This window comes from Dictyobacter kobayashii (genome assembly GCF_003967555.1).
Lineage (GTDB): Bacteria > Chloroflexota > Ktedonobacteria > Ktedonobacterales > Ktedonobacteraceae > Dictyobacter > Dictyobacter kobayashii.
In genome coordinates this window covers 5770364-5794511 of the sequence record NZ_BIFS01000001.1, presented here as the reverse complement: position 1 = coordinate 5794511, position 24148 = coordinate 5770364, and the positions used below count along the sequence as shown (strand labels likewise).

At 53.3% G+C, this 24148-nt stretch carries 25 protein-coding genes and 4 pseudogenes; 9 read left to right on the top strand and 20 right to left on the bottom strand.

The genetic code is table 11. The features are described from left to right. Positions 1-35: 35 nt before the first annotated feature. From EL645_RS44540 to EL645_RS25830, 3 genes are read right to left on the bottom strand one after another with little or no spacing between them, the layout of a single operon-like run. Positions 36-548: an LLM class flavin-dependent oxidoreductase gene (locus EL645_RS44540; protein ID WP_281276365.1), complete on the bottom strand. Its 513-nt coding sequence runs from the start codon at positions 546-548 to the stop codon at positions 36-38. Continuing rightward, a complete protein-coding gene (locus EL645_RS43115; protein ID WP_281276364.1) occupies positions 505-2409 on the bottom strand; it encodes an LLM class flavin-dependent oxidoreductase in 1905 nt (634 codons plus the stop codon). The genes EL645_RS44540 and EL645_RS43115 overlap by 44 nt, the downstream gene beginning before the upstream one ends. Further along, on the bottom strand, positions 2373-2828 hold the full coding sequence (locus EL645_RS25830; protein WP_126553564.1) for a GxGYxYP domain-containing protein: 456 nt from the start codon (positions 2826-2828) through the stop codon (positions 2373-2375). The genes EL645_RS43115 and EL645_RS25830 overlap by 37 nt, the downstream gene beginning before the upstream one ends. Before the next feature lie 516 nt (positions 2829-3344). Here EL645_RS25830 and EL645_RS25825 point away from each other — a divergent pair. Then, a complete protein-coding gene (locus EL645_RS25825; protein ID WP_126553563.1) occupies positions 3345-3626 on the top strand; it encodes a hypothetical protein in 282 nt (93 codons plus the stop codon). A 147-nt stretch (positions 3627-3773) separates the two neighbouring features. On the opposite strand, the gene EL645_RS25820 is transcribed toward EL645_RS25825, so the two are convergent. Together EL645_RS25820 and EL645_RS25815 are read right to left on the bottom strand one after the other, a co-directional pair. Continuing rightward, complete coding sequence (locus EL645_RS25820; protein ID WP_126553560.1) at positions 3774-3968, bottom strand: hypothetical protein; 195 nt, start codon at positions 3966-3968, stop codon at positions 3774-3776. Beyond that, positions 3950-5518 (bottom strand): haloalkane dehalogenase, encoded by a 1569-nt coding sequence (locus EL645_RS25815; RefSeq protein WP_246035477.1) that lies wholly within the window; start codon positions 5516-5518, stop codon positions 3950-3952. The genes EL645_RS25820 and EL645_RS25815 overlap by 19 nt, the downstream gene beginning before the upstream one ends. Positions 5519-5940: 422 nt before the next feature. Between EL645_RS25815 and EL645_RS25810 the strand changes: the two are divergent. After that, positions 5941-6111 (top strand): annotated as a pseudogene (locus EL645_RS25810) (BBE domain-containing protein); the annotation flags it as partial. Positions 6112-6418: 307 nt separating this feature from the next. Here EL645_RS25810 and EL645_RS25805 read toward each other — a convergent pair. The 4 genes and pseudogenes from EL645_RS25805 to EL645_RS45760 form a co-directional block, all read right to left on the bottom strand. After that, positions 6419-7153 carry an SDR family oxidoreductase gene (locus EL645_RS25805; RefSeq protein WP_126553558.1) on the bottom strand — a complete coding sequence of 245 codons (735 nt, stop codon included), beginning with the start codon at positions 7151-7153 and terminating at the stop codon, positions 6419-6421. 74 nt (positions 7154-7227) lie between these two features. Further along, the gene (locus tag EL645_RS25800; protein WP_126553556.1) at positions 7228-7809 is read right to left on the bottom strand and encodes a TetR/AcrR family transcriptional regulator; all 582 of its coding nucleotides are present in this window, start codon (positions 7807-7809) and stop codon (positions 7228-7230) included. 181 nt (positions 7810-7990) lie between these two features. Next, complete coding sequence (locus tag EL645_RS25795; RefSeq protein ID WP_161977692.1) at positions 7991-8818, bottom strand: LLM class flavin-dependent oxidoreductase; 828 nt, start codon at positions 8816-8818, stop codon at positions 7991-7993. Between the two features lie 129 nt (positions 8819-8947). Beyond that, a pseudogene (locus EL645_RS45760) lies at positions 8948-9103 on the bottom strand (CAP domain-containing protein); the annotation flags it as partial. A 222-nt stretch (positions 9104-9325) separates the two neighbouring features. On the opposite strand from EL645_RS45760, the pseudogene EL645_RS45755 reads away from it, so the two are divergent. After that, positions 9326-10608 (top strand): annotated as a pseudogene (locus EL645_RS45755) (RNA-guided endonuclease InsQ/TnpB family protein). On the opposite strand, the gene EL645_RS25775 reads toward EL645_RS45755, so the two are convergent. From EL645_RS25775 to EL645_RS25765, 3 genes are all read right to left on the bottom strand, one after another. Continuing rightward, a complete protein-coding gene (locus EL645_RS25775) occupies positions 10546-11010 on the bottom strand; it encodes a CAP domain-containing protein (RefSeq protein ID WP_218032013.1) in 465 nt (154 codons plus the stop codon). The pseudogene EL645_RS45755 and the gene EL645_RS25775 overlap by 63 nt on opposite strands. Before the next feature lie 333 nt (positions 11011-11343). Then, positions 11344-12321 (bottom strand): ring-cleaving dioxygenase, encoded by a 978-nt coding sequence (locus EL645_RS25770; RefSeq protein ID WP_126553550.1) that lies wholly within the window; start codon positions 12319-12321, stop codon positions 11344-11346. Between the two features lie 87 nt (positions 12322-12408). After that, positions 12409-12822: a MarR family winged helix-turn-helix transcriptional regulator gene (locus EL645_RS25765; protein ID WP_126553548.1), complete on the bottom strand. Its 414-nt coding sequence runs from the start codon at positions 12820-12822 to the stop codon at positions 12409-12411. Between the two features lie 280 nt (positions 12823-13102). Here EL645_RS25765 and EL645_RS25755 point away from each other — a divergent pair, with 280 nt between their 5' ends. The 4 genes from EL645_RS25755 (at position 13103) to EL645_RS25740 (ending at position 16169) form a co-directional block, all read left to right on the top strand. Beyond that, positions 13103-14113, top strand: a complete 1011-nt coding sequence (locus EL645_RS25755) for an alpha/beta fold hydrolase (protein ID WP_136625296.1) — start codon at positions 13103-13105, stop codon at positions 14111-14113. A gap of 362 nt (positions 14114-14475) precedes the next feature. Continuing rightward, positions 14476-15105, top strand: coding sequence for a LysE family translocator (locus EL645_RS25750; protein WP_126553542.1), 630 nt, complete (start codon positions 14476-14478; stop codon positions 15103-15105). 231 nt (positions 15106-15336) lie between these two features. Continuing rightward, the gene (locus tag EL645_RS46355; protein WP_126553540.1) at positions 15337-15690 is read left to right on the top strand and encodes an alpha/beta fold hydrolase; all 354 of its coding nucleotides are present in this window, start codon (positions 15337-15339) and stop codon (positions 15688-15690) included. Further along, positions 15582-16169, top strand: coding sequence for an alpha/beta fold hydrolase (locus EL645_RS25740; protein WP_126553538.1), 588 nt, complete (start codon positions 15582-15584; stop codon positions 16167-16169). Before EL645_RS46355 ends, EL645_RS25740 begins: the two co-directional genes overlap by 109 nt. A 39-nt stretch (positions 16170-16208) precedes the next feature. On the opposite strand, the gene EL645_RS25735 is transcribed toward EL645_RS25740, so the two are convergent. The 3 genes and pseudogenes from EL645_RS25735 to EL645_RS45745 all read right to left on the bottom strand — a co-directional run. Next, a complete protein-coding gene (locus EL645_RS25735) occupies positions 16209-16961 on the bottom strand; it encodes an immunity protein Imm33 domain-containing protein (protein ID WP_126553536.1) in 753 nt (250 codons plus the stop codon). Between the two features lie 154 nt (positions 16962-17115). Next, positions 17116-17523, bottom strand: coding sequence for a substrate-binding domain-containing protein (locus tag EL645_RS45750; protein WP_126553534.1), 408 nt, complete (start codon positions 17521-17523; stop codon positions 17116-17118). Between the two features lie 428 nt (positions 17524-17951). Further along, a pseudogene (locus tag EL645_RS45745) lies at positions 17952-18074 on the bottom strand (GntR family transcriptional regulator); the annotation flags it as partial. Positions 18075-18213: 139 nt separating this feature from the next. Here EL645_RS45745 and EL645_RS25720 point away from each other — a divergent pair. After that, on the top strand, positions 18214-19773 hold the full coding sequence (locus EL645_RS25720; RefSeq protein WP_161977691.1) for an alpha-N-arabinofuranosidase: 1560 nt from the start codon (positions 18214-18216) through the stop codon (positions 19771-19773). 21 nt (positions 19774-19794) lie between these two features. On the opposite strand, the gene EL645_RS25715 is transcribed toward EL645_RS25720, so the two are convergent. The 5 genes from EL645_RS25715 to EL645_RS25695 all read right to left on the bottom strand — a co-directional run bounded on the left by EL645_RS25715 (position 19795) and on the right by EL645_RS25695 (position 23357). Then, positions 19795-20661 (bottom strand): WD40 repeat domain-containing protein, encoded by an 867-nt coding sequence (locus tag EL645_RS25715; RefSeq protein ID WP_161977690.1) that lies wholly within the window; start codon positions 20659-20661, stop codon positions 19795-19797. Further along, the gene (locus EL645_RS25710) at positions 20636-20905 is read right to left on the bottom strand and encodes a WD40 repeat domain-containing protein (RefSeq protein WP_126553529.1); all 270 of its coding nucleotides are present in this window, start codon (positions 20903-20905) and stop codon (positions 20636-20638) included. The genes EL645_RS25715 and EL645_RS25710 overlap by 26 nt, the downstream gene beginning before the upstream one ends. Before the next feature lie 49 nt (positions 20906-20954). Then, complete coding sequence (locus tag EL645_RS25705) at positions 20955-21440, bottom strand: GNAT family N-acetyltransferase (protein ID WP_136625295.1); 486 nt, start codon at positions 21438-21440, stop codon at positions 20955-20957. Positions 21441-21803: 363 nt separating this feature from the next. Next, on the bottom strand, positions 21804-22259 hold the full coding sequence (locus tag EL645_RS25700) for a DUF4383 domain-containing protein (protein WP_126553526.1): 456 nt from the start codon (positions 22257-22259) through the stop codon (positions 21804-21806). Positions 22260-22532: 273 nt separating this feature from the next. Continuing rightward, on the bottom strand, positions 22533-23357 hold the full coding sequence (locus EL645_RS25695) for an alpha/beta fold hydrolase (RefSeq protein WP_126553524.1): 825 nt from the start codon (positions 23355-23357) through the stop codon (positions 22533-22535). 326 nt (positions 23358-23683) lie between these two features. On the opposite strand from EL645_RS25695, the gene EL645_RS25690 reads away from it, so the two are divergent. Beyond that, positions 23684-24094, top strand: a complete 411-nt coding sequence (locus tag EL645_RS25690; protein ID WP_126553522.1) for a hypothetical protein — start codon at positions 23684-23686, stop codon at positions 24092-24094. Positions 24095-24148: the final 54 nt, after the last annotated feature.

The following is a 24148-nucleotide window of genomic DNA, read 5'->3' as shown; positions in this document are numbered from 1 at the left end:
AAAAGCAACCCAAAACACGACCTGTTGCTTACATCTTAGAGTTGGCCGATCAAGCGAGCAAGCTGGGTGCGCTCGCTGGCCGCATCTTTGACCGCAACCGGCAGCACCAGGAGTTCGTCCAGGCCGCTGGAGAGGAGCTCGCCAAAGCGGGCGGCGATCGCCTCGGGTGTACCAGAGATGACCAGGCTATTGACCAGCTCGTCCGACATGGTCCCATCGGGTCCAACCGGGAAGTCGGCATCGGCAAACATGCTGGCATAGAAAGGGAGCCTCCCATAGCTGGCGATCTGCTTGCGCGTGGCTTCCAGGACCGCCTGGTGGTCGTCGCTCATCGCGGCCAGTACGTGGGCCACCACTGGCGGGGCGCTCCGTCCGTGCTGGGCCGCCGATTGGCGCAGGGCCGGGACCGCCGTCTTCAGCAGGTAGGGGACCGGACATAACCAGGGGAGCGCTCCGTCGGCGATCTCTCCGGCAAGCTGGAAGGCCCCACACGCAGAGTTGAGATTAAGATTGGTATCTGGCAGTCCGTGGCAAGGTTGTGTTGACATTAAAGAAGTTGCCGTGGTGCTCGACCCTACCCTGCCATAAGGCTCCCCGCAAAATCTCAACGTATTCGCGCAGATGCTCCAGCGGCTTCACCATCTGGATACCATACATGCCTTCGATGATAGGTCGGTGGCTGGGACCAATACCCAGGCGCAACCGACCCGGGGCCAGGTCGTTGATGGCCAAAGCCTGCATGGCCATCGTCAGCGGGTGGCGTGGATAGGTCGGGATGATGGATGTCCCTAGCCGGATCGCATTGGTCTGCGTGGCTGCGGCCGCCATGGTCGTCAGGGTGTCCGGACTGAGCGGCATCTGCGTCATCCAGATCTGGCGCACGCCAACCCCTTCGGCCTCGACGATGGTACGCACCGCCTGCGCGGCATTTGAGCCATCCAACACCAACCCAACACGTTCACGTGCTGGCTTTGAGGCAAACGGCGACGTTCCAGTAGCTGGTGCTATATTCTCATTTTGCATAACTCTTCTACCTTTATACGTATACGTATACGCGGGGCGCACCCGGTGGCCCGCGCATAAGCCTACGACAATGAAAAACGAATATCCCTCTATACTATAACACTCACTAATAATGGGCAGTGGGCAGCCCCGGGCAGCCCGGAAGAGTTGAAAGTATTGATCGCCTCTGACCACACGATAATTTGAACCCAGGTGATCGACCACATATTTGATGTCGGTTGGACTGAGATTCCAGGAAATCGCCAGGGCGGAGATGAAAAGTGGTGAGCGTCCGTTCCACTGGCTGGCACTGAGGCGGATAGCCTTAAGCATATCCAGGCGCGTGGTCGCGGTTACCTGGGTAGAAACAGGAAGATTACCCGCCGAGACAGTCATGCGGCTGATGGGATTCCACCAATTGTAGAGGATACCACTGGTATGGGCATACGCGCTATAGGCATGCGAGACGTAAGAAGGGATGGTGGTCTGATCATCGATGATGAATATAACATGCAGGCCCGCCTTCTGCATATAGTTGTTGGATTGTCGCATAAAGCTGTTCAGATTACTGAACAACCAGTTCGAGGGATAGGCATAGCCACCTCCCGAGGGTCCAGCCACCAGGTAGTCGTTGGCGCTGGCGGTCAACTGGTAATGATTGAGCATGGTGGGTGCGGCATCATACAACAAGGGGTTGATCGACCAGTTTAAGGGCACGTTGCCACGCTGCGGGTCCTCCCACAAGTGGCGCATGGCATGCTGCACGTACTGAAAGTTATCGCCCTCACTCATGGTAAATGTCACATAGATCTTGTTGCGCAACGGCAGGCTGGGCGCCGTTTTCTGGAGCAATGATGGTGCTCGGACACCTGAGAAGACGGTGAGGTTCGAGAAGTAGTCGGCGGCTATCGTGTAGACGCCATAGCTAGAGGTCAACCTCACGCCACGAAACTCTTTGTCGTACCAGCCCAGATAGGGCGTGCCGGGTGTAACGGTCGAGAGCACCTGCCGGAACAGGTTGATCTCGGTCGGACTCTGCAGCGAGAACCAGAAGACCATGGCCCGATTGGCCACAGCGTAGTCGCGCAGGTAACCATAGGTCGTGACGTGACCAGCGATCTGGCTGGGTGTCGTAGGAAGCAGCCCGACCAGTAGACGGTGCGAGGCGCGTGGCCAGAGGTTCTGGACCTGCCAGATGTTGGCCTGCAGGTTGCTGCTAAATTTGCCGCGCAGATCGGCCAGTACAGACATATTATACGGTGCGGCCGTCAGCCTCTTCATCAATTGCGGGCTGACCACTACGCCATCATCCAGACCGGCCATGGTGGTCGCGACGTTGACGCTGTCGATAATATGTGGATCATAGACGATCACGCCACGCGCTGTCGCAATATATTTATCAACCACCTCCCAGGGATCGGTATGCAGCGTATAGGGTACATTGAGGCTTTGCAGCCAGGTGCTGGCCCCTCAGCCGGCTCCCCTTCCTCCAGGTAGATCTGCGGACGGCTGCGATTCACCAGGCCCTGCAACGTTGCCAATAATAGACACAGGTCGCCCGGCTGATTCGTCACCCGGGCGACATCCAATTCATCGGGGCTGGCAAAAATTGGTAGTGCCTGCCCCTGGGGCCAATAGATGCCATCGGCCCCATCAGCATAGTGGGAAGCCAGGCGCGCATGGGCAGAAGCCGAGCGCGCTTGCGGTTGGAAAACATTGTGGTTAACTGAAGAAACATTGAAGCAGAATAGCTCGATGGTAATAATACCAAAGCACAGCAAGCAGCGCGCCAGGTGTTGTATGGGCGTAGTAGTGGTTCTCGACATCAGATACACTCCTCATCGCAGCAAAAAAACCCTACAACCTCACATTTATTTCACCTATTGTCCTCCACCCACCTATTGCTTCTCCCTGTTGCCAAAAAAATGGAAATAAGGCCACGAGGTAGATATCCATTTAGAACATCGTCACACTTCGTAATCTGGCACGACCATTACGAGCGAACAGTGGAGAATCAACCACCCAGACACATACATCATACATCTACATCTATAGACATTCAGGACCGATGAACCGGTATCAACTAGAGTATATATTATTTTAAACCCATCAATACACTTTCTAGCCTCGTCTATAGTCATAAAACACGACCATATACGTTTTTTGTGCCCACCAAAAAACTCATAAAAAGAAAAAATATATGCCCCAATAAGCGGCATAGCACTGCTGAGGTTTCGTGCGCAGAGGCGTTGGTGGGCCGTCGCTTATGATTCTGTTACCTATGTGTTAAAAGAACCGTTTCTGTGTCTATATACAGGAATCAAATCACAGGAGGCTCCGTCATGGATATGCAACCAGCACAAAAAAGACAGCCACAAGTACGAGCACGAAACACATTAGCGCTCACGGGATGCATCATACTGCTGCTCACGTTCCTGATCGGCTTGGTCGCGCTGATCTACGCGAACTACCAGAACAGCCTCCCATCCACAAACCAGCATGGCTTTGGCGCCTATAGCATACTCTTTGTCCTCATCACGCCACTGCTCGTGCTGGCCGCCATCGGCGTCGTCACCCTCCTGAGTGGCCTGGTCGTCGCCTGGATCAAAAAAAGACAGCGCTAAGCTACGATTTCGCAGCGTAAAGAGTGGAGTGACCCATAAGGGATATTATCATAATGAATGCACCAATAAGCACGTACAGATCGTGCTTATTGGTGCATTTGATGGCGTGTCTGGTTGCTAGATGAAATGTATTGCGCCTCCGAGTGTTTAGCCTACACGCTGATAAGAGTTTTGGAAATCATCCTGGATGAGGTGGGCCTGGCCGTCGATGTGCAGGACACTTTCCTGCTCAAGCTGGCGAACGCGGTAGTGCCAGCCAGCGGGCAGGTGCAGGCGGTCACCAAGCGTCTTTAGCTTCGCCTCTGTCAGAGTGGGGTCCACTTTCAGCGAGTAGCTTTGCATGATATAGGTTGTGCCATCGGGCGCAACCAGCTCATAGACCTCGCGACCACGGTCAAAGACATAGGTGGTCGTACGCGCAACGATGTTCTCGGTATATGGTTTCTGCTTGAGTCCCCGAACACGGTGGCGAGCGGAATGCGCACAGTCGCCATGCGCCGCATCTGCAAGGCGCCAAAGGTAAAACGCTCTTGACTCACATCCGCGCTGGCGATCTTATCCATCAAAAAGTAGCGCGGACCATTGAGGATGGCCCCACGGGCCTTGTACTCTTTTTTAATCGCCTCGGCATCCAGGGTCTGCCAGAGATCATCGGGACAATCGTTGAGGCCCAGGGTGTTGTAGACCGTTGCCTCCAGGTGGTTCAGGTGACCCGTGACAAGCAGTACCTCGCCGTAGCGCGCGCCGTGCATCTGTCCACGCAGCTGCATCTTTGGCATACCAGGCGCCATGGCAACCTGTGGCAGGGGATTCGCCTGCATGAAATTGACGACCTTTGTGGCCAGGATGGGACCAATATCCTCCTGAATAAAGTGGCCCGCCTCGAAGCGTTCGTGCGGCTGACCGTGCGCGCCCGGAACGTGGCTGGTCATGCGCTGCTGGTTCGCCACCGATCCCATGTTGGGGTCATGCTCACCCGCCAGGAACAGAAAAGGTTTCTGATACACGCCAAGCGCATCCCAGGCAGGCACGTTCTGCTCTTCTATCGCGGCAACCATCGAAGGAAAGGCGCGCACAGCGGCCTTATAGGTGAAACCAGGATAGGGCGCGTCATATGCCGCCTTCTCCTGCGCCGTCAGCGGCCGGGTCGCCATGGACGCAACGACCTGGCTGGGCGTAAAATCAGGGGCGGTCAGCGCGAAGATAATCCAGCGCTGGAAGAAGGTTGGCCAGGTAGCAGGAGAAAGATCGGCCGGGCGGGCAAAATCGCCTAGCGTACAATCAATCTGGACAGGATTGGGGACACGGAAGGGATTCATGCCCTTCGGGATCACCGGCAGCGTTCCATTCGCCACGATGATGCGGGCGAAACGTTCGGGCTGATCACCGGCTACCCTCAAACCTATCAGGCTGCCCCAGTCCTGGCAGAAAAGGGTAATGTCGTTCAGGCCAAGGGTCGCGATAAAGGTTTTGAGACGCTGAACGTGCTTTTCAAAAGTGTGGAAGCTGAGATCAATCGGCTTGTCCGAGCGCCCCATCCCAATATGATCGACGGCAATCACGCGGTAGCCAGCGGCAACAATGGGCGGGATCATCTTCCGATAGAGGTAGGACCAGCTCGGTTGACCATGCAACAATAAGACCACCTCACCATTTGCTGGCCCCTCATCGACATAGTGCATGCGCAGGCCCTCAACCATCGCATAGTGAGGCGCGAAAGAATAATCAGGAAGATCGGCAAAGCGCTCTTCAGGGGTCCGCACAAAACGAATACCGTCCTCGGTCTCATGAACGGGCACCTCACCCTCATCTGGCACACAATCAGGCCGGGTAGCCACATCGACCAGTTTCCAATCAGCATCGCCAGCAGGCGTAGATAGTTGCAAGTTCATAGAGAGTTCCTTTCTTGCAGGCAGGCAGATAAATTAGGGCAATCACCCTAATCACTATCCTAATTTTAGGTTGTTTACCCTAATTTGTCAAGGTCAAATTGAAAATCTCGGGTTTTCTACAGGTGGATATCCTCCTCAGGATTGTTTTTTTACTACAAAATCGCGTATGCTTTCTAACACCACCTTATCTTTTTTCATCCAACAGTTTTGCTAACCTCACCCATGCTATGCTCTCAGTGACTTACAGATGCTTGTTGACAGCAGCAGTAACGCTATCCGTTCTACGCAACGTGTTACAACGTGTGCCGCAAGATCAGCGACTTCCACATACGGTCGCGAGGCGTTGATAGTTGCATATGCAGCGTACGCAGTAGCACTGACAAGGAGAATAGTATGCTTGAAGAGCACAACACGAGAGTTGCTTGCATCCCTATTCGGCGGGAGGTGGCTATGTTAACATGATGATGGATGAGGGCACGGACAATGTGAAAGCAGCGTATCGCGACAACTATGCCCGACTGACACAGATTAAAGCAACGTATGATCCGAGCAATCTGTTCCATGTGAACCAGAATATCAAGCCAGCCAGGTGATGCTGCATGCGCTGGAATAATGCTGACAAGAATGCTCACCAAGCATCGATCAACTGGTCCAATGTGTAGCGTTTGCACACGTTCCAACAAAGATGATATTGCCTTCAACACAGGTATCGAAGGCAATATCAGGGTGTATGTTTAAGTGATGCGTATGTCCGGGCCATCGGCACATCTTGCAAGATACCAACCAGGTCGCCGTCGGCAGCTCTGAAAGCTGCCGACGACGACCTGGCACATAGACTCTCATCGAAAAACTACAACGTCAGGCGTCTATCCACTTTTGTTAGCTTTGTACATGACAAGCTCAGACAGGTTGTTCCGTTTTGTTCCATTCCGCTTGTATCGTCTGGTAAAAAGCTTTTTTGTCGCTGGCAAGCGCAGCTTTGACGTGCTGGCTCCTCTGGTCCGCGAGCACCTCTTCCTGCTCATTGATAATGCCCTCAATGATTTTGTCCGCTACCGCAGCGGGGCTGACTTTGGGGGCATTAATGTCGGCTGCCATATCTGTATCCATATACCCAAGGTGAACTGCTATGACCTGTGTGCCCTGTGAGCGCAGTTCGATGCGAGCACTTTCTGTGAGCTGCAAGGCGGCCGCTTTGGAAGCACTATATGCGGCGGTCAGTGGTGTGGTAAACCAGCTTAAGACGGAGAGGATATCGACAATTGCACCACCACCATTCTTTTTCAGGATAGGAGCAAATGCTCGTATCATGGCCAGGGTTCCGAAGTAGTTTGTTTCCATCTCTTCATGTGCCCTCTGCATCGATGGCGCTGTGAGCACCGATGCGAAAGATGCGATGCCCGCGTTGTTAATAAGGATATTGACATCCCGTGCGACTTCTGCCGCCGCCTTCACATCCTCTTCGTTGGTAACGTCGAGCTTGATTGGCTGCAGGCGCGGATCACTCGTCTCTATCGGCGTACGACTTCCCACATAGACTTTGCGCGCTCCCGCATCGAGGAATTTCTGGACAAGTTCTTTGCCAAGTCCACGATTACCACCAGTAACGAGCACGGTTGCATCTTTAATGTTCATAATGAGGTACCTTTCTGACTGCTTTTTGCAAGCTCATCATTGAACGATCATTCAAAGATGAATGCAAAAAAAAATTAGCGAAACACAGACAATGCGGTCTTTACCACGTCTTCGAGTACACGGCGGTCCTGCTGCGCCCGAGCAAGGGCTCGAATACTGATCAGTGTACCCAGCAAAAAATGCGCAAATTGATGGGGATCACAGGTCCAGGACAGTTCGCCCGCCACCTGTGCTTTGATCAGCAAACGATAAAATCCTTCTTCGGTCTCTTGCAGGGCCGCTTGTGTTAATGCGCTGACCTCCCTATCGTGGGGAGCCATCTCTAATAACGCATTGACCAGGAAACAACCACGGCGGGCAGGATCATCGAGCAACAGATCAATATTGGATCGAAAAAAGTGCTCCAGGACCTCATAAAGCGATCCTGTTTGATCTTGTAGCGCTGCGGTCCTTCCCAGAGATTGCGCCAGGTAGCGTTTAAGGGCGGCAAGGTACAATGTATGCTTGTCGCCAAAGGTATCATAAAGACTGCCGCGCCCAAGTCCAACGCACTGAACAAGATCTTCGATTGATGATCCTTCGTATCCCTGTTTCCAGAACAGACCCATGGCTTTGTCTAGTGCCTGCTCTGGTTGAAATGTTTTCTTTCCTGCCATTGTGTTTGTATACTTCCCTTTCTTCTATGGGCAAGTATATATCATGTTGGAATGAAAAGTCAAGGATGTTCACTTGAGCGCGACATTATTATCTCTCTACGCGCATCAATAGCTGATATGGTTCCTTGCCAGGCAAGGAGCCACCAGTAGAAAAATACGATGCGCTTGCTTGCTATAACATTTATCTACATGGTGGTCCGTGGTGGATACGCGCTCGAAATTCTTCGAGGCTCCAACCAAGTCCTTCTTCTACCCACCAGGTAGCGCCCGCCTCTTGAAACGGCGTCACAATAGCGATCCCCTGCGCGCGGTCGCTGGGAGTTTCACCGCTCATCACCACCTCAAAAGGAGTGGATCGTGAGCGATGAGCCCGCACATAGGCCAGACAGCTGCGAAAGTCGTCAAGCGTGAGCCACTGGTTCTTCTCGACTTGAATAGATTTGAGACTGACTCCATCCCATTGGGCGGCACGACGGAATGGCGCACGACGGGGCCAGCCGCCTGCCACCCAGAGAGGAATGCAGGGCGTTTGAAGGGGTTTAGCATGAAGGCTCACCTGGTGCAGTTTATAGTGTTCGCCGTTAAAGGAAAACGGATCTTCGCTCCACAAACCGGCCAGAATGGCTAACCCTTCATCTAGCTGCCTGGCTCGAACTGTCGGCTTACTCTCTTCACCAAAGGCTACGCACATTTCCTCGGAGGCTCCTAACCCCACGGTACAGATGATCCGTCCCCCGGAAAGCTGATCAAGGTTGGCGAGTCTTTGAGCCACAAGATAGGGGCGATGACGGGCGAGCGGCGCTACCAGTAAGCCAATCTTGATACGGGATGTCTGCAAAGCAATAGCTGTCAGCGCAATCCAGGGATCAATGACAGGTTGGCTTTCAGGCAGTACATCCCAGATAAAGAAGCCATCCCAGCCTGCCACTTCTGCTTCCAACGCGAGCTGCGCTAAGACACGCGCATCCGCATAGGCGCCTGTCGTTGGGACATCCAGTCCAAATTTCATGATTCCCTCCATGACATATACGTTCATCGCAAGGCAAATGCCAGCTTGTTGCAATATAGCTCCATATTCCTGTCATCTGCCGTCATATTGAAGGGAGGCTTTCTAGCCATCGCGTCGGCTGGCCGACAGTTAGAATACTTTTTGTCCGCTATAGTTTCCTGGTGGATTATACTGGCAAACCAGAAAATCATTCTGATCATCATGCATAAGACCACACCCTACTTCTGTTGTGTTTCCCCAAATAATTTGCGTATAACGAATGTTCACTGAAAATCTAGCGAACGACTGACAACTCTTGTGTTCTCTGCTATAATCTCTCCCATGAAGGTACGTGCTTGCTCAAAGGGTAGGGATGTGAGATCGAGGTCGTGAACCAAGCTGACAATGACCTGCTGGCTGATCTTGTGTCCATTCTCTCTCGCTCCTGTGCCAGACTGTATGGGCAAAGACGAGCCAAACGGATACCAGAGAAGATTGTCGCAGAATGAGAGGATGGGGAGGATGGCGATGCAATTGGTCGAGCAGCACGTGATCAAGAACACTGATCCACGCTTTGCGGCTCTTGATCGTGCTGCATTCGCCTCCAAAAATCTCTATAATGCTGCACTCTACGAGATCAGACAGCACTTCATCTTCACTGGTGCATACCTCAACTACAATGCACTCGATAAGATCATGCAGAAGCATGAGGCGTATCGTGCCCTTCCCGCTAAAGTGTCGCAGCAAGTACTCAGGCTTCTGGACAAGAACTGGATGTCCTTCTTCGCGGCCCTCAAGACATACAAAGACGACCCATCACGGTTTTTAGGACGCCCAAAGTTGCCTGCGTACAAAGACAAGAAAGATGGGAGGAACATGCTTGTCTATACCATCCAGGCGCTCTCACTTCCAGCACTGCGCAAAGGCATCATCAAACCATCGCAACTTGGTATCGAGGTGCGAACCAGACAGCGCAACGTTGATCAGGTTCGCATTGTCCCGACACGAGCTGGGGCTATGTGGTTGAGGTGGTCTACACGAAAGCAGAAGAACAGAAACAGGTTTCTCCCTCTCTTGTCGCAGCGGTAGATATTGGGGTGAACAATCTTGTGGCGCTAACATCAAACAAAACGGGCTTCGTGCCACGACTTGTTAACGGGCGACCAATCAAGAGCGTGAACCAACGCTACAATAAACAGGCGGCAAAGCTTCGCAAGAAGATGAGTCACAATCATCACACATCACGCACATTAGAACGAGTCTCAGCCAAGAGAACCCGACGCATTGAGCATTACATGCATACGGTTTCCAGACGCCTGATTGATGTGCTGGTGACTGAGCAGATCGCAACGTTGGTGATTGGGAACAATCCTGGTTGGAAGCAAGAATCCAGCATGAGTAAAAAGCAGAACCAGCACTTTGTGCAATTGCCACATGCTAGATTCATCGACATGCTGACCTACAAAGCGACATTGGTCGGGATCTCTGTCATTGTGCAAGAGGAAAGCTACACGAGCAAAGCCAGTTTCCTTGATCTGGATCCAATACCAGTCTACGGGAAAACGGGTGAGAAGCAACCGGTCTTCAGTGGAAGACGGATAGCACGCGGTTTGTACAAGGCAAAGAGCGGGAGAGTATTCAATGCCGATGTGAACGGCAGCTATAATATTTTGCGCAAAGCACTCCCAGATGCTTTCAGCAATGGGATAAAGGATGTGAATAAGACGCTGGTAGCGCTACCAGCGTCTTTAGTAGTGCATCCTGTGAGGATCGTCATTCCCTCCAAATCCAACATGTCTAGAATTCGCTAGAGTTTTGGAACTATAATGACCAACATCTTGCCAATTGCCAGTCGTTGAAGAAGCGGGAAAGGTGCTGCCAGGGATATAATCCTTCTTTTCACTTCCCCAACTATCAACCATTTGCGTTAACGAATACGCCCCAATCGTTCCCTCCCAGATGTTCTCTCCATAACGATTATTGTCACTGTGAACCAGGTCATGTATTTCGGCCAGGTGATTTGCCCATTGCTGAGCACTCTGAGCCAGACTGGTTGACCATACTAATGGCGTAACACCTACCTGTGCTCGATACGCGTTATGTGCCGCAAGGAGCTCAGCACTATCAATATCTGCCTGCTTGCCCTTTTCACTCTCCATTTGTAACGAAACAATGCCACGCCCAGGCGCCTTAATGCTCTGTTTCGTTATCAAATAATTGAGCACCATTCGACTATTGAATGTATTTTGATGGGCTGAAACTGTGCCAGATAAGAGGAATGCACCAAGGACACTCAACAGGAACGCGCTTCCCAGACACCTGCTACGGAAACAATGCATCTTTTTTCACCTTCTTCTATCCCTTAAACATCCAGAATCAACAACAATAGTGACTTTATACTATACAATATAATATTAACTATTCTCTTAAATAAAAAGCATCTATTATTGCTCTGGATCGCTCATTGTGTAAAAGATGCTATGCCAATGGCTCATCCCTCGTTTGGAGAGATGAGCCATTGGTGTTTTTTTAGACTATACCAATATTTATTTGACAGCCTCAAAGCTTAGCGGGCGAATCGGTTTGAGGTTGGCCTCGATCTCGCGGCGATAGGGCTCCAGGAATGGTGGCAGGGCCAGCAATTCACCCAGATGCTCGGGATCTTCGTCGTTGGTAAAGCCGGGTCCGTCGGTGGAGACCTCGAAGAGGACGCCGTTGGGCTCCCTGAAGTAGACGGCGTGGAAGTAGTAGCGCTCGATAACCGGGGTTACGTTGCGAACTACCTGGGCGATTTTGGCGCGCCACTGCTCGTGCTCCTCATTGTTGGGAGTGCGGAAGGCGACGTGGTGCACGCCACCAATACCGGGATTACCATAGTGCAGGTTGGGCCGTACATCCAGGTGCACCTCTGTCCCAGGACCGCCAGGGCCGACCTCGAAGACGGAGACGCTGTTCTGCTGCTCGGATTGATAGCTATAAGTTGGTCGGAAGCCCATGGTCTCGGTCAACAGTCTGGCGGTTGAGGCCAGGTCGCGGATCATCAGGCGCACGCCGTACAGTCCGTGAATGCCCATCTCAGCTGGCACCGGGCTTTTGTCCCAGGGCTTACCACCCATGCGACCCTCGTCATCTACCAGCTCCAGACGCTGTCCCTCGGGATCGCGGAAGGCCAGGAAGGCTTTAGCGGTCTCGCTGCGCTCCTGGATACCTTCATGGGCGACGCCAAACTCGTCAAAGCGTTTCGCCCACCACTGCAACGCCTCGCGTCCGGTCACACCCAGCATGATCGCTGAAATGGTGCCGACTCCCGGACGATTTGGACCAGACTGTGGCCAGTCAAAGAAGGTCAGTTCGGTGCCGGCATGTCCGATCTCATCGCCATAGAACAGGTGATAGGCCGATACGTCGTCCTGGTTGACGGTCTTCTTGACCAGGCGCATGCCCAGAACCTGGGTATAAAATGCGACGTTCTGCGAAACATTGCCAGTAATGGCGCTGATATGATGGAGTCCACCTAATTGCATTTTTATTCTCCTTGAGAATAGCTCGGGTCTACTAACTAATCTATCTTCAGTTTAGTTCTAAACTTACAAACAAAAAAAAGAGGGGTTTTAATCCAACGCATGATCCAACTTGCGCAAGAGCACTAATAGCTCGCTCACCTCGGCAGGTGTAAGTCCGCGAAACTGGCGTGCTACCAGCTCTTCCTGGGCCGGTACAACCCGGTCATAGAGCTCCTGCCCTTTGTCAGTCAGGCTCAGACTATTGCTACGCCGCTCCTGGCTGCGCGTCAACAATCCTTGTTTCTCCATGCGATCCAGTAACTGCGAGACGTTACCCTTCGTGACCAATAGGCGATCCGCCAGCTCCTGCTGCGTAATCCCTTTGGCTGCCCCCACCTGGGCCAGAATATCAAACTGAGCCGTACTCAATCCCCACCCGCGCAGATGCACATCCGACGCCCGGCCAACCTTCTGAAAGATACGCGAAAGCCGTAACCATGCAAACACTGCTGATCTAAGCATCTCACATCGCCCCCCTTTCATCACTATCCACAGTTTAGCACTAAACTCAAAGTAAGTCAAGGATGAAGAAACAGGAATCTCAAAAGTGCTTTTATGACCCACTTCTGCTATACAAGGACTGTTTTGTTGCCAGCGCGGGAAGACTTTGCTACAGTTGCTCTTGTTCGGGATAAATTAGCCATTGGCTTAGGGGTAACGCAATCGTTATACCTCAATCGTTTTTCGCGCGTAGCCGATTTCCGCGATGAATGCATAACAAAACCTGGAAGGGATCGTTATTTTGATCAGGCATCTTTTTTCGCTGGTCGTTGTGTCGCCGGTTTTGTCTTTGAGCGCCCGGCCGAAAACGTTTGTTGCCAGAGTACGGCAAACGTTTAAGATGGGCACCAATCTGTTCTTTCTGACCAGTCTGCTAACTCTGCTGACAACTGCCGTGGTCGGGGCGCTCCAGTCGTATCGGTCCTGGCGCGTGCAGGAGTTGCGACGTATCCGCACCAATGGTTTAGTGGCTATGACAAGCGCGGGGCCAGTAGAATATCAGATCAGTGGTCGGGGCCCGGCGGTAATCTATGCCCATGGGACGCCCGGCGGCTATGATCAGGGGCTCGCCTTTGCGCAATTTTTCGATCCAGAAAAATGTACTATGATCTCTCCTTCCCGTCCTGGCTATCTAGGCACGCCCCAGGATTCGGGCGCTTCACCTGAGCAGCAGGCCGATATGTATGCGGCCCTGCTGGATGAGCTGCACATCGAGCGGGCCAGCGTGATCGGATTCTCAGGAGGTGGGCCTTCAGCGATCCAGTTTGCCCTGCGCCATCCTGAGCGCTGCCGCAACCTGATCATGATCGGTGCCATCGTGCAACGCTATTGCCCGGCTGAAAGCCTGCAACTGCTACCTGCCTGGAAACGCTCTCTGCTCCAGCAAGTCGAACACCTGCTGGTCTCAGACCTCTTCCTCTACTGCATCCTACCCATCATCCGCATTCTCCCCATGGGCCACGTTATGGCAGGCATGCTCTGTTCCGGGACTATCTACCATCTGCGCGAAGCTGGCTATCACAACGACCAGCATCACTTCGCCCGCATCGAGCAGTATCCACTTGAACAAATCACTGTCCCCACCCTGATCGTCCATGGCACCGACGATGAAGATGTGCCCTTCGAGGATGCCCAGTTGATGGCTCGTACCATCTCGCACGTCACGCTGGTCGCCCTCAAAAAAGGCAACCACGCCTCCTTCTTCATCCACGCCAGGGCTATCATCCCCATCATCCAAAATTTCCTCGCCTAAATAGCGCAGCACCGCTATCTACACTAGCGCCGACAAAAAAAACGCCGTGCGGCGCTACCTACAGGCTGAATTCCTCTTCCAGGGCCTTTTACTGGTCGTCCAGAGATCACGAGCAAGCGATACGATGGACATTCTTTCAGGTGTGGAGTGTATGTGGTAGGCGGCCGCAGCCGCCTACCACATACACTCCACACTCCCAACCCGGCGCCGCAGGCGACAAAGAGGAACATTAAGCCCTGTTCCTCTTCGATGTATCCTTGACTCTCGCTACATAAATCTTTATACTTTCTTGTAACGCTCAAATTATAAATATGACCATTACCGAAGATCAAGATGTGCATCGAAAAGGAATGGATTGTCAAATGCCAACTTTAACTGTTATCTGTTCGCTAGTGGCTGCTGCCATATTGATTTGCGTTATTCCTGGCCCTGATATGCTGTATATTATTGCTCGTAGTACCGGGCAGGGGCGTTCGGTCGGGGTTATCTCTTGCCTGGGCATTGCAGCTGGTGGCTTGCTGCAAACAACGGCGGTGGCACTTGGCCTTTCGGGTCTTTTTCTACTGGTGCCGCTTGCTTACGAGGTCATTAAATATGCGGGGGCAGCCTACCTGGTCTACCTGGGGCTGCGCAGCATCCTGAGCCACGAAGATCTATTAACGGATTCAGCAGGCAGCCAAACAGGCCGCCTTAAAGCTTTTGCGCAGGGAACAATCACAACCCTGCTCAATCCCAAGGTGGCTTTCTTCTATCTGGCCTTTCTGCCACAATTCGTGGACCAGGCGCGCGGACACGTTCCTCTGCAACTCTTGATCCTTGGGCTGCTATTCAATATTACTGGTTTAGCGGTTGATTCGAGCGTGGCCCTGCTGTCCAGTGGACTGGGCCTATGGCTGAAGCGCCACACGGGAGCCGCCAGGCTGATTAACCGGCTTACAGGAGGTGTGCTGGTTGCTCTGGGGGTACGCCTGGCATTCACCGGTCGACAGTGATTGCGTCACTATTGCTTGCTTCTTTTGCGATAGCGAGCGGGTGCAAGCGTTTCCAACAAAAAGATAGATTAAGTTAAAAGCTTGCATTTATGATAAAAATCAAGTACGATCTTAAAAGGCTACCTTGCATAAAATAATGCAAGCAGCGTGTAAAACTGGATGCTACACAATTTGATCGGTATCGCTTGCTAGCTGGCTATAATAGTGCTCTGGAAGAGGTATACTTACCCAATGCATGACGCACAACAGATACAGACAGGTTTTGTCGAAACGAATGGCACACGGATCTATTATGAGATGTTGGGCCAGGGACATGCGCTGGTGCTGTTGCACGGCGGCTATATGGATCGACGCATGTGGGATGATCAATTCTCCCTGCTGGCCGAGCGCTACCAGGTGATCCGCTACGATATTCGCGGCTTCGGCAAGTCAACGCTGCCCCAGCGTCCCTATGCTGATCGAGATGATCTCTATGCCTGCTGCGCTTTCTTGGCATTCAGAAGACATACCTGCTTGGGCTCTCTCTGGGCGGCGAGATCGCCCTGGATTTTACGCTCGAGCATCCTGAGCTGGTCGATGCTTTGATCCTGGTGGGCTCGCCCATCTCCGGTTATCCACATGAGGTTATGTTTACGCAGGAGCAACTGCAAACCCTGATCCAGCAATGGATGCCATTCGAGCAGGCTGTCCAGGATCGCGATATTCCTCGCATGGTTGATTGCTTGATGGACCATCCAACCCTGGTGCCATCACCGCACTATCCAGCCGCACGCCAACGGGTACGCCAGCAACTCTCGGAATATTCTTTTGTCTGGGTGCTGGACCCCGCGCCGCGCCAGGGGCTGACGCCTCCGGCCCACGGGCGCCTGACAGAGATTCGTGTCCCTACCTTGATCATCGTAGGTGCCGACGACCACTTCCAGCTCCACAAAAGCGCCGATAAACTCGAGCGCGATATCGCCGGAGCTAGGCGGGCTTCAATTCCCGATACCCACCACATGCCAAACATGGAGAAGCCAACCGAATTCAACCAGCTCGTACTCGACTTCCTGCACAATCTCTAACCCGGACGACAAGGGTGTGTGTGGGCACGTATGAAGCATTTACATCTCCAGCGTAGGGAGCGCTTTCAGCGGGAGCACCGTATCTGGGAAGCCCTCCTTTTGATCTGGGGCAAAGACGATAACCTGGGCTGGCTCGATAACCAGGGCGGTTTTTACCGGGGCATTGAGATAGGGAAAGAGGGCCGGGCAGCTGGTGATCAGGTGGGAGAGATGAACCTGCAGGAGTTGATCGGTATCGTTGTGATTATGATCCTTTTCTACACAACCAATAAACCAGCCGCTATATTGATGATTACCGGCGCTGCCACGCTCTGCCAGTATCTGATGGCCCGACTGAAGTGCGTAAGGCGTGATACGATTGCAGGTAATGGCCGTCTGGGCACGTTTCGTGACCACAGATTCTCCAAGCAGCCGATTGCGTTGCTCGGCCTCATCCTGTAGCGCCAGCAGATAAATGGCCAGCGTCACCCCTGGTACATAGTGTGGGTCCCCATGCTCGAATGGCTGCCGTAATTCTTCAGCTTGCAGCTCGTCCGCGCCTTCAACAGCGTTGGCGGCGACAAAACGCAATGTGGTCCAGCCATATTGCAAGGTCTGATTGGCCACAATGCGCTTGGACTGTGCCGCGATATAACGCTCGATCACATTGAGCAGATCGGCCACCTGCCGATCGCGCAGATCACCCCGCGACCAGAATAGTGGAACGCGTATCTCCTGCTGTCCCAACGCCTGCAAGCCCTCGGTTACGGCCCAGCGTGGAGCTGCATCCCGTGCACTAAAATGGATCCGCATATGCTTTCCTTGCTACTATACACAACATAAAATAAATAGAACCATTCAGCTCAATAATAGCATATGGCTCAGTTTTTTGCCCATTTCCTGCTTTTTCTCAATCATACGGGCTATCAGAACCGCCATTAAATATGGAGGTTCTGGTAGCCCGTATCTATGCGAGCAACTCAGAACGCCAGTAGAGGGGATAGCGCACGGTGCGGCCCGCCGGGAGGCGATGGCGGGAGAGGCGTTGTAGCTCTTTGACGGCGTCTTCAGCCATGGTAGCAATTGGGATTTTCAGGGAGGCAATGCCGAGGGATGGATCTTCGGTCATGGCCAGGCCGTCAAAGCTGACCAGCGGACTCTGCTCTAAGGCGATGCCTCTGCCCAGCAGACCGGTGCGCACACCCAGGGCCAGCCAGTCGTTGGTGACAATGATTCCGCGCCCGGCGCTCGTCTGCGTATCTGCCAGTGTGCGACCCATCTGCAGGCCCGCATTATAGTTGAGCGAACAGGTGCGAAATGCGATCTCGACCCCCGCCTGCTGTGCGGCCTGCTGCGCCCCAGCCAGCGTTCCCATGAGGAGCTGACCTCTTGCTTACCAACAAAGATCAGTTGCTGACAGGCGGCGCGCAATAGATAGGCGGCGGCCTCAGCTCCAGCTTCGCGGTCGGCGGTTTGTAGGATACTGACGCGCGGATGAGAGGCTAGCTCGCTGGTCAATAGCAAACTGACGACGGGCAGATCGAATGCACTGATGCGCTGGATCAGCGCCTGCCCGGCCTGTCCGATCAGGATCGCGCCGTCGCGCAAGCGGAGCTGAACTTGAGAGTCGCTGGCAATGCGTTCAATACTGCATTGCATATGCTCGGCTTGCAGGCTGGCCAGCAGCTGATCCACCAGCAAGGAGACAAAGGGGTCGTCCCCCAGCTTAAGGCTGGCGTCGATCAACAAGGAGATTGAGCGCAGCGCTGGCTCGGCATGTATATCTACGGCATAGGTGCCACTGCCCTGCCGCCGCTGTATGCTGCCTTCTTGCTCCAGGATATCCAGCCAGGCACGCAGGGTTGGTCGCGAGACCTGCAATTGCGCGGCCAGCTCGCGCTCGCCCGGTAGGCGCTGTCCGGCCATCCGCGCTACTATTTCCCGTAGCGCGCTGAATTTCTCTTCCATCTGTCTTGACATGACATAATTATACATGGTAAGTAATTACCAGAACAAGTATATTGGACAAATTGGTAAACAATTGGTAAAAAAGGAGATGCACGCAATGGAGACGGTGCAGCGGGTGGTGCTCCTGCCAGAGGAGCCCATCGGACAGGTAAGTCCCTATATCCATGGTCAGTTCTCTGAACACCTGGGCGATTGTATTTATCCAGGCACTTTTGTGGGCACTGAGAGCCCGCTTCCTCATACGCGCGGGATACGCCAGGATGTGCTGGAGGCCCTGCGCCCACTGGAGATCCCGGTCCTGCGCTGGCCGGGGGGCTGCTTTGCCGATAATTACCATTGGCGCGATGGCATCGGTCCGCGTGAGCAACGCCCGACGCGCGTAAATACGTACTGGGGGATGGCCGAGGAGTCAAATGCTTTTGGGACCCACGAGTTTCTAGATTTTAGTCGCCAGCTGGGGGCTGAACCATATTTTGCGGGCAATGTTGGCTCGGCCGCGCCCTCAGAGCTGCGCGATTGGGTGGAATATTGTAATTTCGCGGGCAATTCGGCCCTGGCTGCCGAGCGGCGTAGCAATGGCGCGGCCGAGCCCTTCAAGGTACAATTCTGGGGCATCGGCAACGAAAACTGGAGCTGTGGCGGCAATATGAGTCCAGAGGAGTATGCGGCGGCCTTCGCGCGCTATCGCACCTATGTCTTCAACTATCCTGGTAGCGAGGTCCAGGCCATTGCCTGCGGACCCAATAGCCGCGATTTCGCCTGGACGCGCCGCTTCTTTGATACTATGAAGAACCACCATACCTCCTGCCGCCTCAAACAGGTGCAGGGCTTTGCCGCCCATTATTATTGTGGAACTACTGGCTCCTCAACCGAGTACACTGACTCGCAGTGGCTGGAGCTGTTGGCGCGCGGCTATGCCATTGATGGTATCGTGAGCGGGCATCGCTCGATCATGGATGAGTTCGATCCAAACCGGCGCGTCAAACTGATCGTGGATGAATGGGGTACCTGGCATCCCAGTGGACCCGGCGGGACCTCGCTCGAAGGCTTCCATGGCATCTACATGCAGCAGAATACGTTGCGCGATGCCTGTGTGGCTGCGCTGACGCTGGATGTCTTCAACAACCACGCGGATATCCTGTATATGGCCAATATCGCGCAGCTGATCAATGTACTGCAGTCGCTGCTACTGGTCGAGGATGATAAGTGTATCAAGACACCAACCTACCATGTCTTTGATCTCTACAAGCCGCATCGCCATGGCCAGGCTATTCGCTTGATCTCGCAGGCCGAAACTATCAGCCACGGTGAGGCCTCGGAAGAACATTGCCGCTCCTGCTATACCGATCAGCGCACCCTTGATCTGCAGGCCGTGCATGGTTCGGCCACCATCAAGGATGGAGTGCTGTGTATGACGGTCGTCAATACCCACCCTACCCAGCCGGTGGAGCTCGATGTCGAGCTACGACAGGCCAACTGGTCTGAACTAGAGATTGTCACGCTGACAGCAGACGACATCCATGCCTGCAATACCTTTGCGGAACCTGAGCGCGTCCAGTTATCGGCCCCACGACGTAGCAGCGACGGTGGCAAGCATACACGCATCCAGCTACCAGCCGCCAGCATCATCCGTGTTATGGGAACCCTGCACGCCTGAATAAAGCTAGCCGTGAGGCCGTCAGGCATGCTCGCCGGGCGGCCTCGCATTATCCACATCCAGTTGCCAGAGGCTAAACTCAGACCGCACTGGACCAGGGGCAATCAGGAGGGGTTGATCAGGGTGCCAGGCAAATGGCTTCCCATGGATCAGGCCGGACATGGGAAAGGTTGCCCGCAGCTCCCAGTTGGGAGTATGCCAGATGTAGACCTCTCCGCGATCACCTTTATAGGCGCTGGCCGCCAGCCACATACCATCCGCTGACCACGCCAATAAATGGTTCCGTCCCTCGGTATATCCTTCTAACGTATAAAGCAACATCCCGCTATTCCTATCCCATAGCCGGACAGTCCTATCCAGGGAACTGGTAGCTAACTGCGTCCCATCGGGCGACCACGCTATTGATCTGACCCAATTTGTGCGTCCTTCCAGCACATGGTAGAGTTTACCGCTGCTACCATCCCAGATTCGCGCGGTACCACTGGTTGTACCGGCGGCCAGCCGGGTCCCATCAGGTGACCAATCAACCGACCAGGCATGGCTCTGGTCCCCTTCTAGCTTATGCACGAGCTGCCCGCTATGTCCATCCCACACTCGTACAATGCCATCCGTCTGGCCAGTGGCTAGCTGTCTGCCATCGGGCGACCACGCCACAGACAATTTCAGTCCTTCGCGATGTCCCTCCACCTCATATAACAACTTCCCATTGCTACCATCCCAGACACGCACTTCCCAACCCACGGACCAGCCAGCCAACCTGGTACTATCGGCCGACCACGCCAGCGACCAGATCCCTGCGTGATGCCCCTCCCAACATGGCAGTAGCTCACCGCTGCTGCTATCCCATATCCATACCTCAGTGCTAAACCCGAAAGCCGCGCCTGCCATCAGGCGACCACTCCACCTCCCTAACTGTAGATGCATACACTTCCGAGGTATGCAATAACTCACCGCTGCTTACTTCCCACACACGCATAGTCTTATCCGAAGAGCCAGTAGCTACGCGCGTCCCGTCGGGCGACCACACCATAGACACAATAAAGGCGACGGTAGGCTCCTTAAAGATACGCAACAGCTTGACCCCATAAGGCAGCCTGTCAGATGTAGGCTGCTCTGGTTCCGCTGTGCTCATAGAGAGCTTCTCCTATCTTGCTGTCTGGTTACTCAATGACAGGTATTGCTTATTGCTGCATCTGATCCAGTTCTTTGACCATCGAGATATTGGTGGCCACATAGCCCAGCTTTTGATACATCTCTAGAGCGACCTGATTATGCCCGAAGACATGCAAGCCGATCTGGCTGGCCCCAAGAGCGCGCACCTTCATCTCCATCTCGCGGAAAGCCTGCGAACCATAACCCTGGTGTCGATAAGCTTCCTCAATGCGTATATCATAGACAAAGGCGCCACGCCGCCCCCTGCGCTCCTCAATCGCGAACCAGAGGATGCCCACCTTGCGTTGCTGCTCCGGGTCAACAAGAGTGAAAAGGTATTGCTGCGGCGAAGCAACTCCGGCGGGCAACAACTCAGCATACTGCTTTTTGGCCAATGCCAGCGCCTCTCCCTCGGACCAACGCCCACTCTTCACGTGCTCCTGGGCATAATCCGCTACCGCGAAATCCAGGTAACTCTGTAATTCCGCCTCTGTCATCGGCTCTAAAACAACCATCAAACTAACCCTCCTATGCCTATTTGTCTTCCAATCAAAAAATCATTTCAGGAGAAATTGCAGGCCGTCCGCCAGGGTGCCACGCCAGCAGGCATAGTTATGGCCAGGCGCTCAACCATAAAAGCGCCGCGCAATCAATTTCTATCCATTTGACATTAAATACTCTTATAAATAGATCATTCAATATTTTACCACATACATTGGCCTGTCTAAAAACCAGAAAGCTGCATCGAACGTGTTCGCTTCCCACGTCCTTCGCACGCTCTGACCATGCACTTTTCCCCTATAGAAATGACCGTGATCCCCGAAATAGTGGGGAGCACGGTCGTTCATATTAAGAGCTAGCAGTGTGAATCTGGTAGCTTACAAGCTGTGGCGAGCACGGGCATTGGGACCTGGATTTCTAACTGTACCTTTGACGAAGAAGCCAATAGCGGCTGCGATCAATCCAGTGATCAGGTGCAGGATGTGGTCGCCAGCGTTCAGGTGGGTCAGACCCAGGAACAGGCCTTTATCGTTGCCATATGATCCAGCCGGGAAGTAGAGCTGTGGGATCAGACCAAGCAGGGCGAGTAAGATGTAGACGATGCCGAAGATCTGATTAAAGCGGCGCTCGTAGCCGGTGAAGGCTGATCCGATACCCAGCAGGCCGGTAACAACATACAGAATATTATGGATGGTATCAGAGTCGAAGATACCGAAGATGGCCTGCACACCAGTGCTGTTCTCGGTTGGAGTCACAAAACCGACAATACCAAGAATAAGAAAGATGATACCAATCACCAGTGCCACAACACGATTTATAGACCAATTCGCCATGGAGTCCTCCACATCATTTTGATGTATGTGCGATAAAAAAACAATATTATTGCTTGTCTCAAACGAACCATTTCTGCTCGCACATCTGCAAGCACCGATCCGTTATCCTCCTATGGCACGATCATGTTACTCATGTAGATGCACTTTATTCTCTTTCTTAGCATTTATTAATCTCATTCCGATCAGGTCCAACTTAAAGATAAGTTTTCTCAGCTTCTTTATCTCACCCAAAGCTCTTTGGATGAGATAAAGAAAGGGATAACGCAAAGACGATTAAATGGCGACTTTGTTCAAGAATGAGAGGACGACACGATTGAACTGCTCGGGCTGCTCCATACTAACCATGTGCGCCACCCCGGGGATGATCACCTGTTGCGCATCGGCGAGCCGCTCTGCGAGCTGCTGGCTCAGTTCTAACTTCTTGGGGATGTCGTAGTCACCAACTATAACCAGGGTCGGCCTCTGCACTTCGGCCAGGCGCGTGATGGCTGGCGGCTGCAAATCCAGCGTCTCGGCTCCCTCGGGCACCGGGACGGTGAAGGCATGATACTGCATCGTGCGTACGCGCTCGCGCACCAATGGATCGACCTGCTCGGGCGTCCGTTGTGGGCCATCGACCCACATGCGCAGATTCAGCTCGGTCGCAGCGTCCAGGTCGCCACGCTCCAGATAAGCCTCTTCTTCCTCTGCGAACTTCTGCACCAGTTCCGAGGGCTGTGTACCACCCACGCTTGGCGCGACCAGCACCAGCGAAGCCACCATCTCGGGATGCGCCAGCGTAAAATCGAGCGCGACTTTGCCGCCAAACGAGATACCAACGACGTGCGCCTTCCCAATATCAAGAGACTTGAGGAGCTCTACCGGGTCCTCGTGATAGGCAAAAGGCCCGGCTGGATACTGCGATCGGCCATAGCCACGCTGATCATAGCGAATGGTGCGGTAGTGTTGGGCGAATGCCGCAAACTGCTCGTCCCACATCCTGCTATCGGCGACCCCGGCATGGATCAACAGCACTGGCTCGCCCTGACCGGCAACTTCATAGTACAGCGGGGCACCCTGTGCCTGCAAAAAACCTGTTTGTGAATGTAAATCTGCCACGAAAAATCTCCTTCAGAGTTTGTAACACAAAAAACGCCGCGAAAAAGGGGCTAGCAGCGGCGACAATTCTCAAAAAGTAAGCAATATAAACCTATGGGGATGAAGGGAGGCAGAACTTAATTCACTGGCGTTCAGGTGTACAGTTCCGCCTCATTCTCAGTTCATATCTCAAAAGCATCGCTGTACACCTCCTTTCTATTTTTGCTGTAGGTAGACAGTATACCTCAAGAGCATGGCTTGCGCAAGAATTAATTGTAGAACAAATCTGTTCCTGCATCCGTAATACATTCGTCACTTCTTGATCTATTATGAAAGGAACGATAGGCATGCATGATAACCAACAGAAGGCACAAAAGGCGCCAATCAACAAGCAATACCAGCTCCTGGATGCGATCAGTAAGGCGATGATAAACAAACAACCGTGTGCTCACCTCGTCAGAGAATGGCAAACCAGATATCCTGAGGAGCCTCTGACCGGGCCAGAAGAGCAAAACCTTGTGGCATACGCGTGCGCCTGGGCTAATCATCACAATTTGACTGAAGCGGAGAAAGAGGACATCGACGTGGAGATGATAGGTGCTGATCGTTCGATGGCTTTTCTCCTGCTTCACGCCCCTGATCGCGTCGAGGTGATAGCTCTTATTGTGTTAAATGAGCCTGCGGTCCATCTACATGCATTTACGGCTGAAGGTTGGCAAGCTGTGATGCAGCGACGCATCACAGCAAATGGAGCGTGACCCCCCAAAGAAAGAAAACCATGTTCGAAACCCAAAAAAGCTTCCACAACACGA

Coding starts and splice junctions, on each gene's coding strand:
- EL645_RS25705 (WP_136625295.1), bottom strand. CDS start 21,440: ATGGTTGTTTTAGAGCCGATGACAGAGGCGGAATTACAGAGTTACCTG.
- EL645_RS25800 (WP_126553556.1), bottom strand. CDS start 7,809: ATGGCAGGAAAGAAAACATTTCAACCAGAGCAGGCACTAGACAAAGCC.
- EL645_RS25710 (WP_126553529.1), bottom strand. CDS start 20,905: ATGAGCACAGCGGAACCAGAGCAGCCTACATCTGACAGGCTGCCTTAT.
- EL645_RS25770 (WP_126553550.1), bottom strand. CDS start 12,321: ATGCAATTAGGTGGACTCCATCATATCAGCGCCATTACTGGCAATGTT.
- EL645_RS25795 (WP_161977692.1), bottom strand. CDS start 8,818: ATGAAATTTGGACTGGATGTCCCAACGACAGGCGCCTATGCGGATGCG.
- EL645_RS25720 (WP_161977691.1), top strand. CDS start 18,214: ATGGAGACGGTGCAGCGGGTGGTGCTCCTGCCAGAGGAGCCCATCGGA.
- EL645_RS25815 (WP_246035477.1), bottom strand. CDS start 5,518: ATGAACTTGCAACTATCTACGCCTGCTGGCGATGCTGATTGGAAACTG.
- EL645_RS25765 (WP_126553548.1), bottom strand. CDS start 12,822: ATGCTTAGATCAGCAGTGTTTGCATGGTTACGGCTTTCGCGTATCTTT.
- EL645_RS25750 (WP_126553542.1), top strand. CDS start 14,476: ATGCCAACTTTAACTGTTATCTGTTCGCTAGTGGCTGCTGCCATATTG.
- EL645_RS25830 (WP_126553564.1), bottom strand. CDS start 2,828: ATGTCGAGAACCACTACTACGCCCATACAACACCTGGCGCGCTGCTTG.
- EL645_RS25735 (WP_126553536.1), bottom strand. CDS start 16,961: ATGCGGATCCATTTTAGTGCACGGGATGCAGCTCCACGCTGGGCCGTA.
- EL645_RS44540 (WP_281276365.1), bottom strand. CDS start 548: ATGTCAACACAACCTTGCCACGGACTGCCAGATACCAATCTTAATCTC.
- EL645_RS25690 (WP_126553522.1), top strand. CDS start 23,684: ATGCATGATAACCAACAGAAGGCACAAAAGGCGCCAATCAACAAGCAA.
- EL645_RS25820 (WP_126553560.1), bottom strand. CDS start 3,968: ATGCAAAGCTACTCGCTGAAAGTGGACCCCACTCTGACAGAGGCGAAG.
- EL645_RS25805 (WP_126553558.1), bottom strand. CDS start 7,153: ATGAACATTAAAGATGCAACCGTGCTCGTTACTGGTGGTAATCGTGGA.
- EL645_RS25825 (WP_126553563.1), top strand. CDS start 3,345: ATGGATATGCAACCAGCACAAAAAAGACAGCCACAAGTACGAGCACGA.
- EL645_RS45750 (WP_126553534.1), bottom strand. CDS start 17,523: ATGGGAACGCTGGCTGGGGCGCAGCAGGCCGCACAGCAGGCGGGGGTC.
- EL645_RS46355 (WP_126553540.1), top strand. CDS start 15,337: ATGCATGACGCACAACAGATACAGACAGGTTTTGTCGAAACGAATGGC.
- EL645_RS25700 (WP_126553526.1), bottom strand. CDS start 22,259: ATGGCGAATTGGTCTATAAATCGTGTTGTGGCACTGGTGATTGGTATC.
- EL645_RS25715 (WP_161977690.1), bottom strand. CDS start 20,661: ATGGCAGGCGCGGCTTTCGGGTTTAGCACTGAGGTATGGATATGGGAT.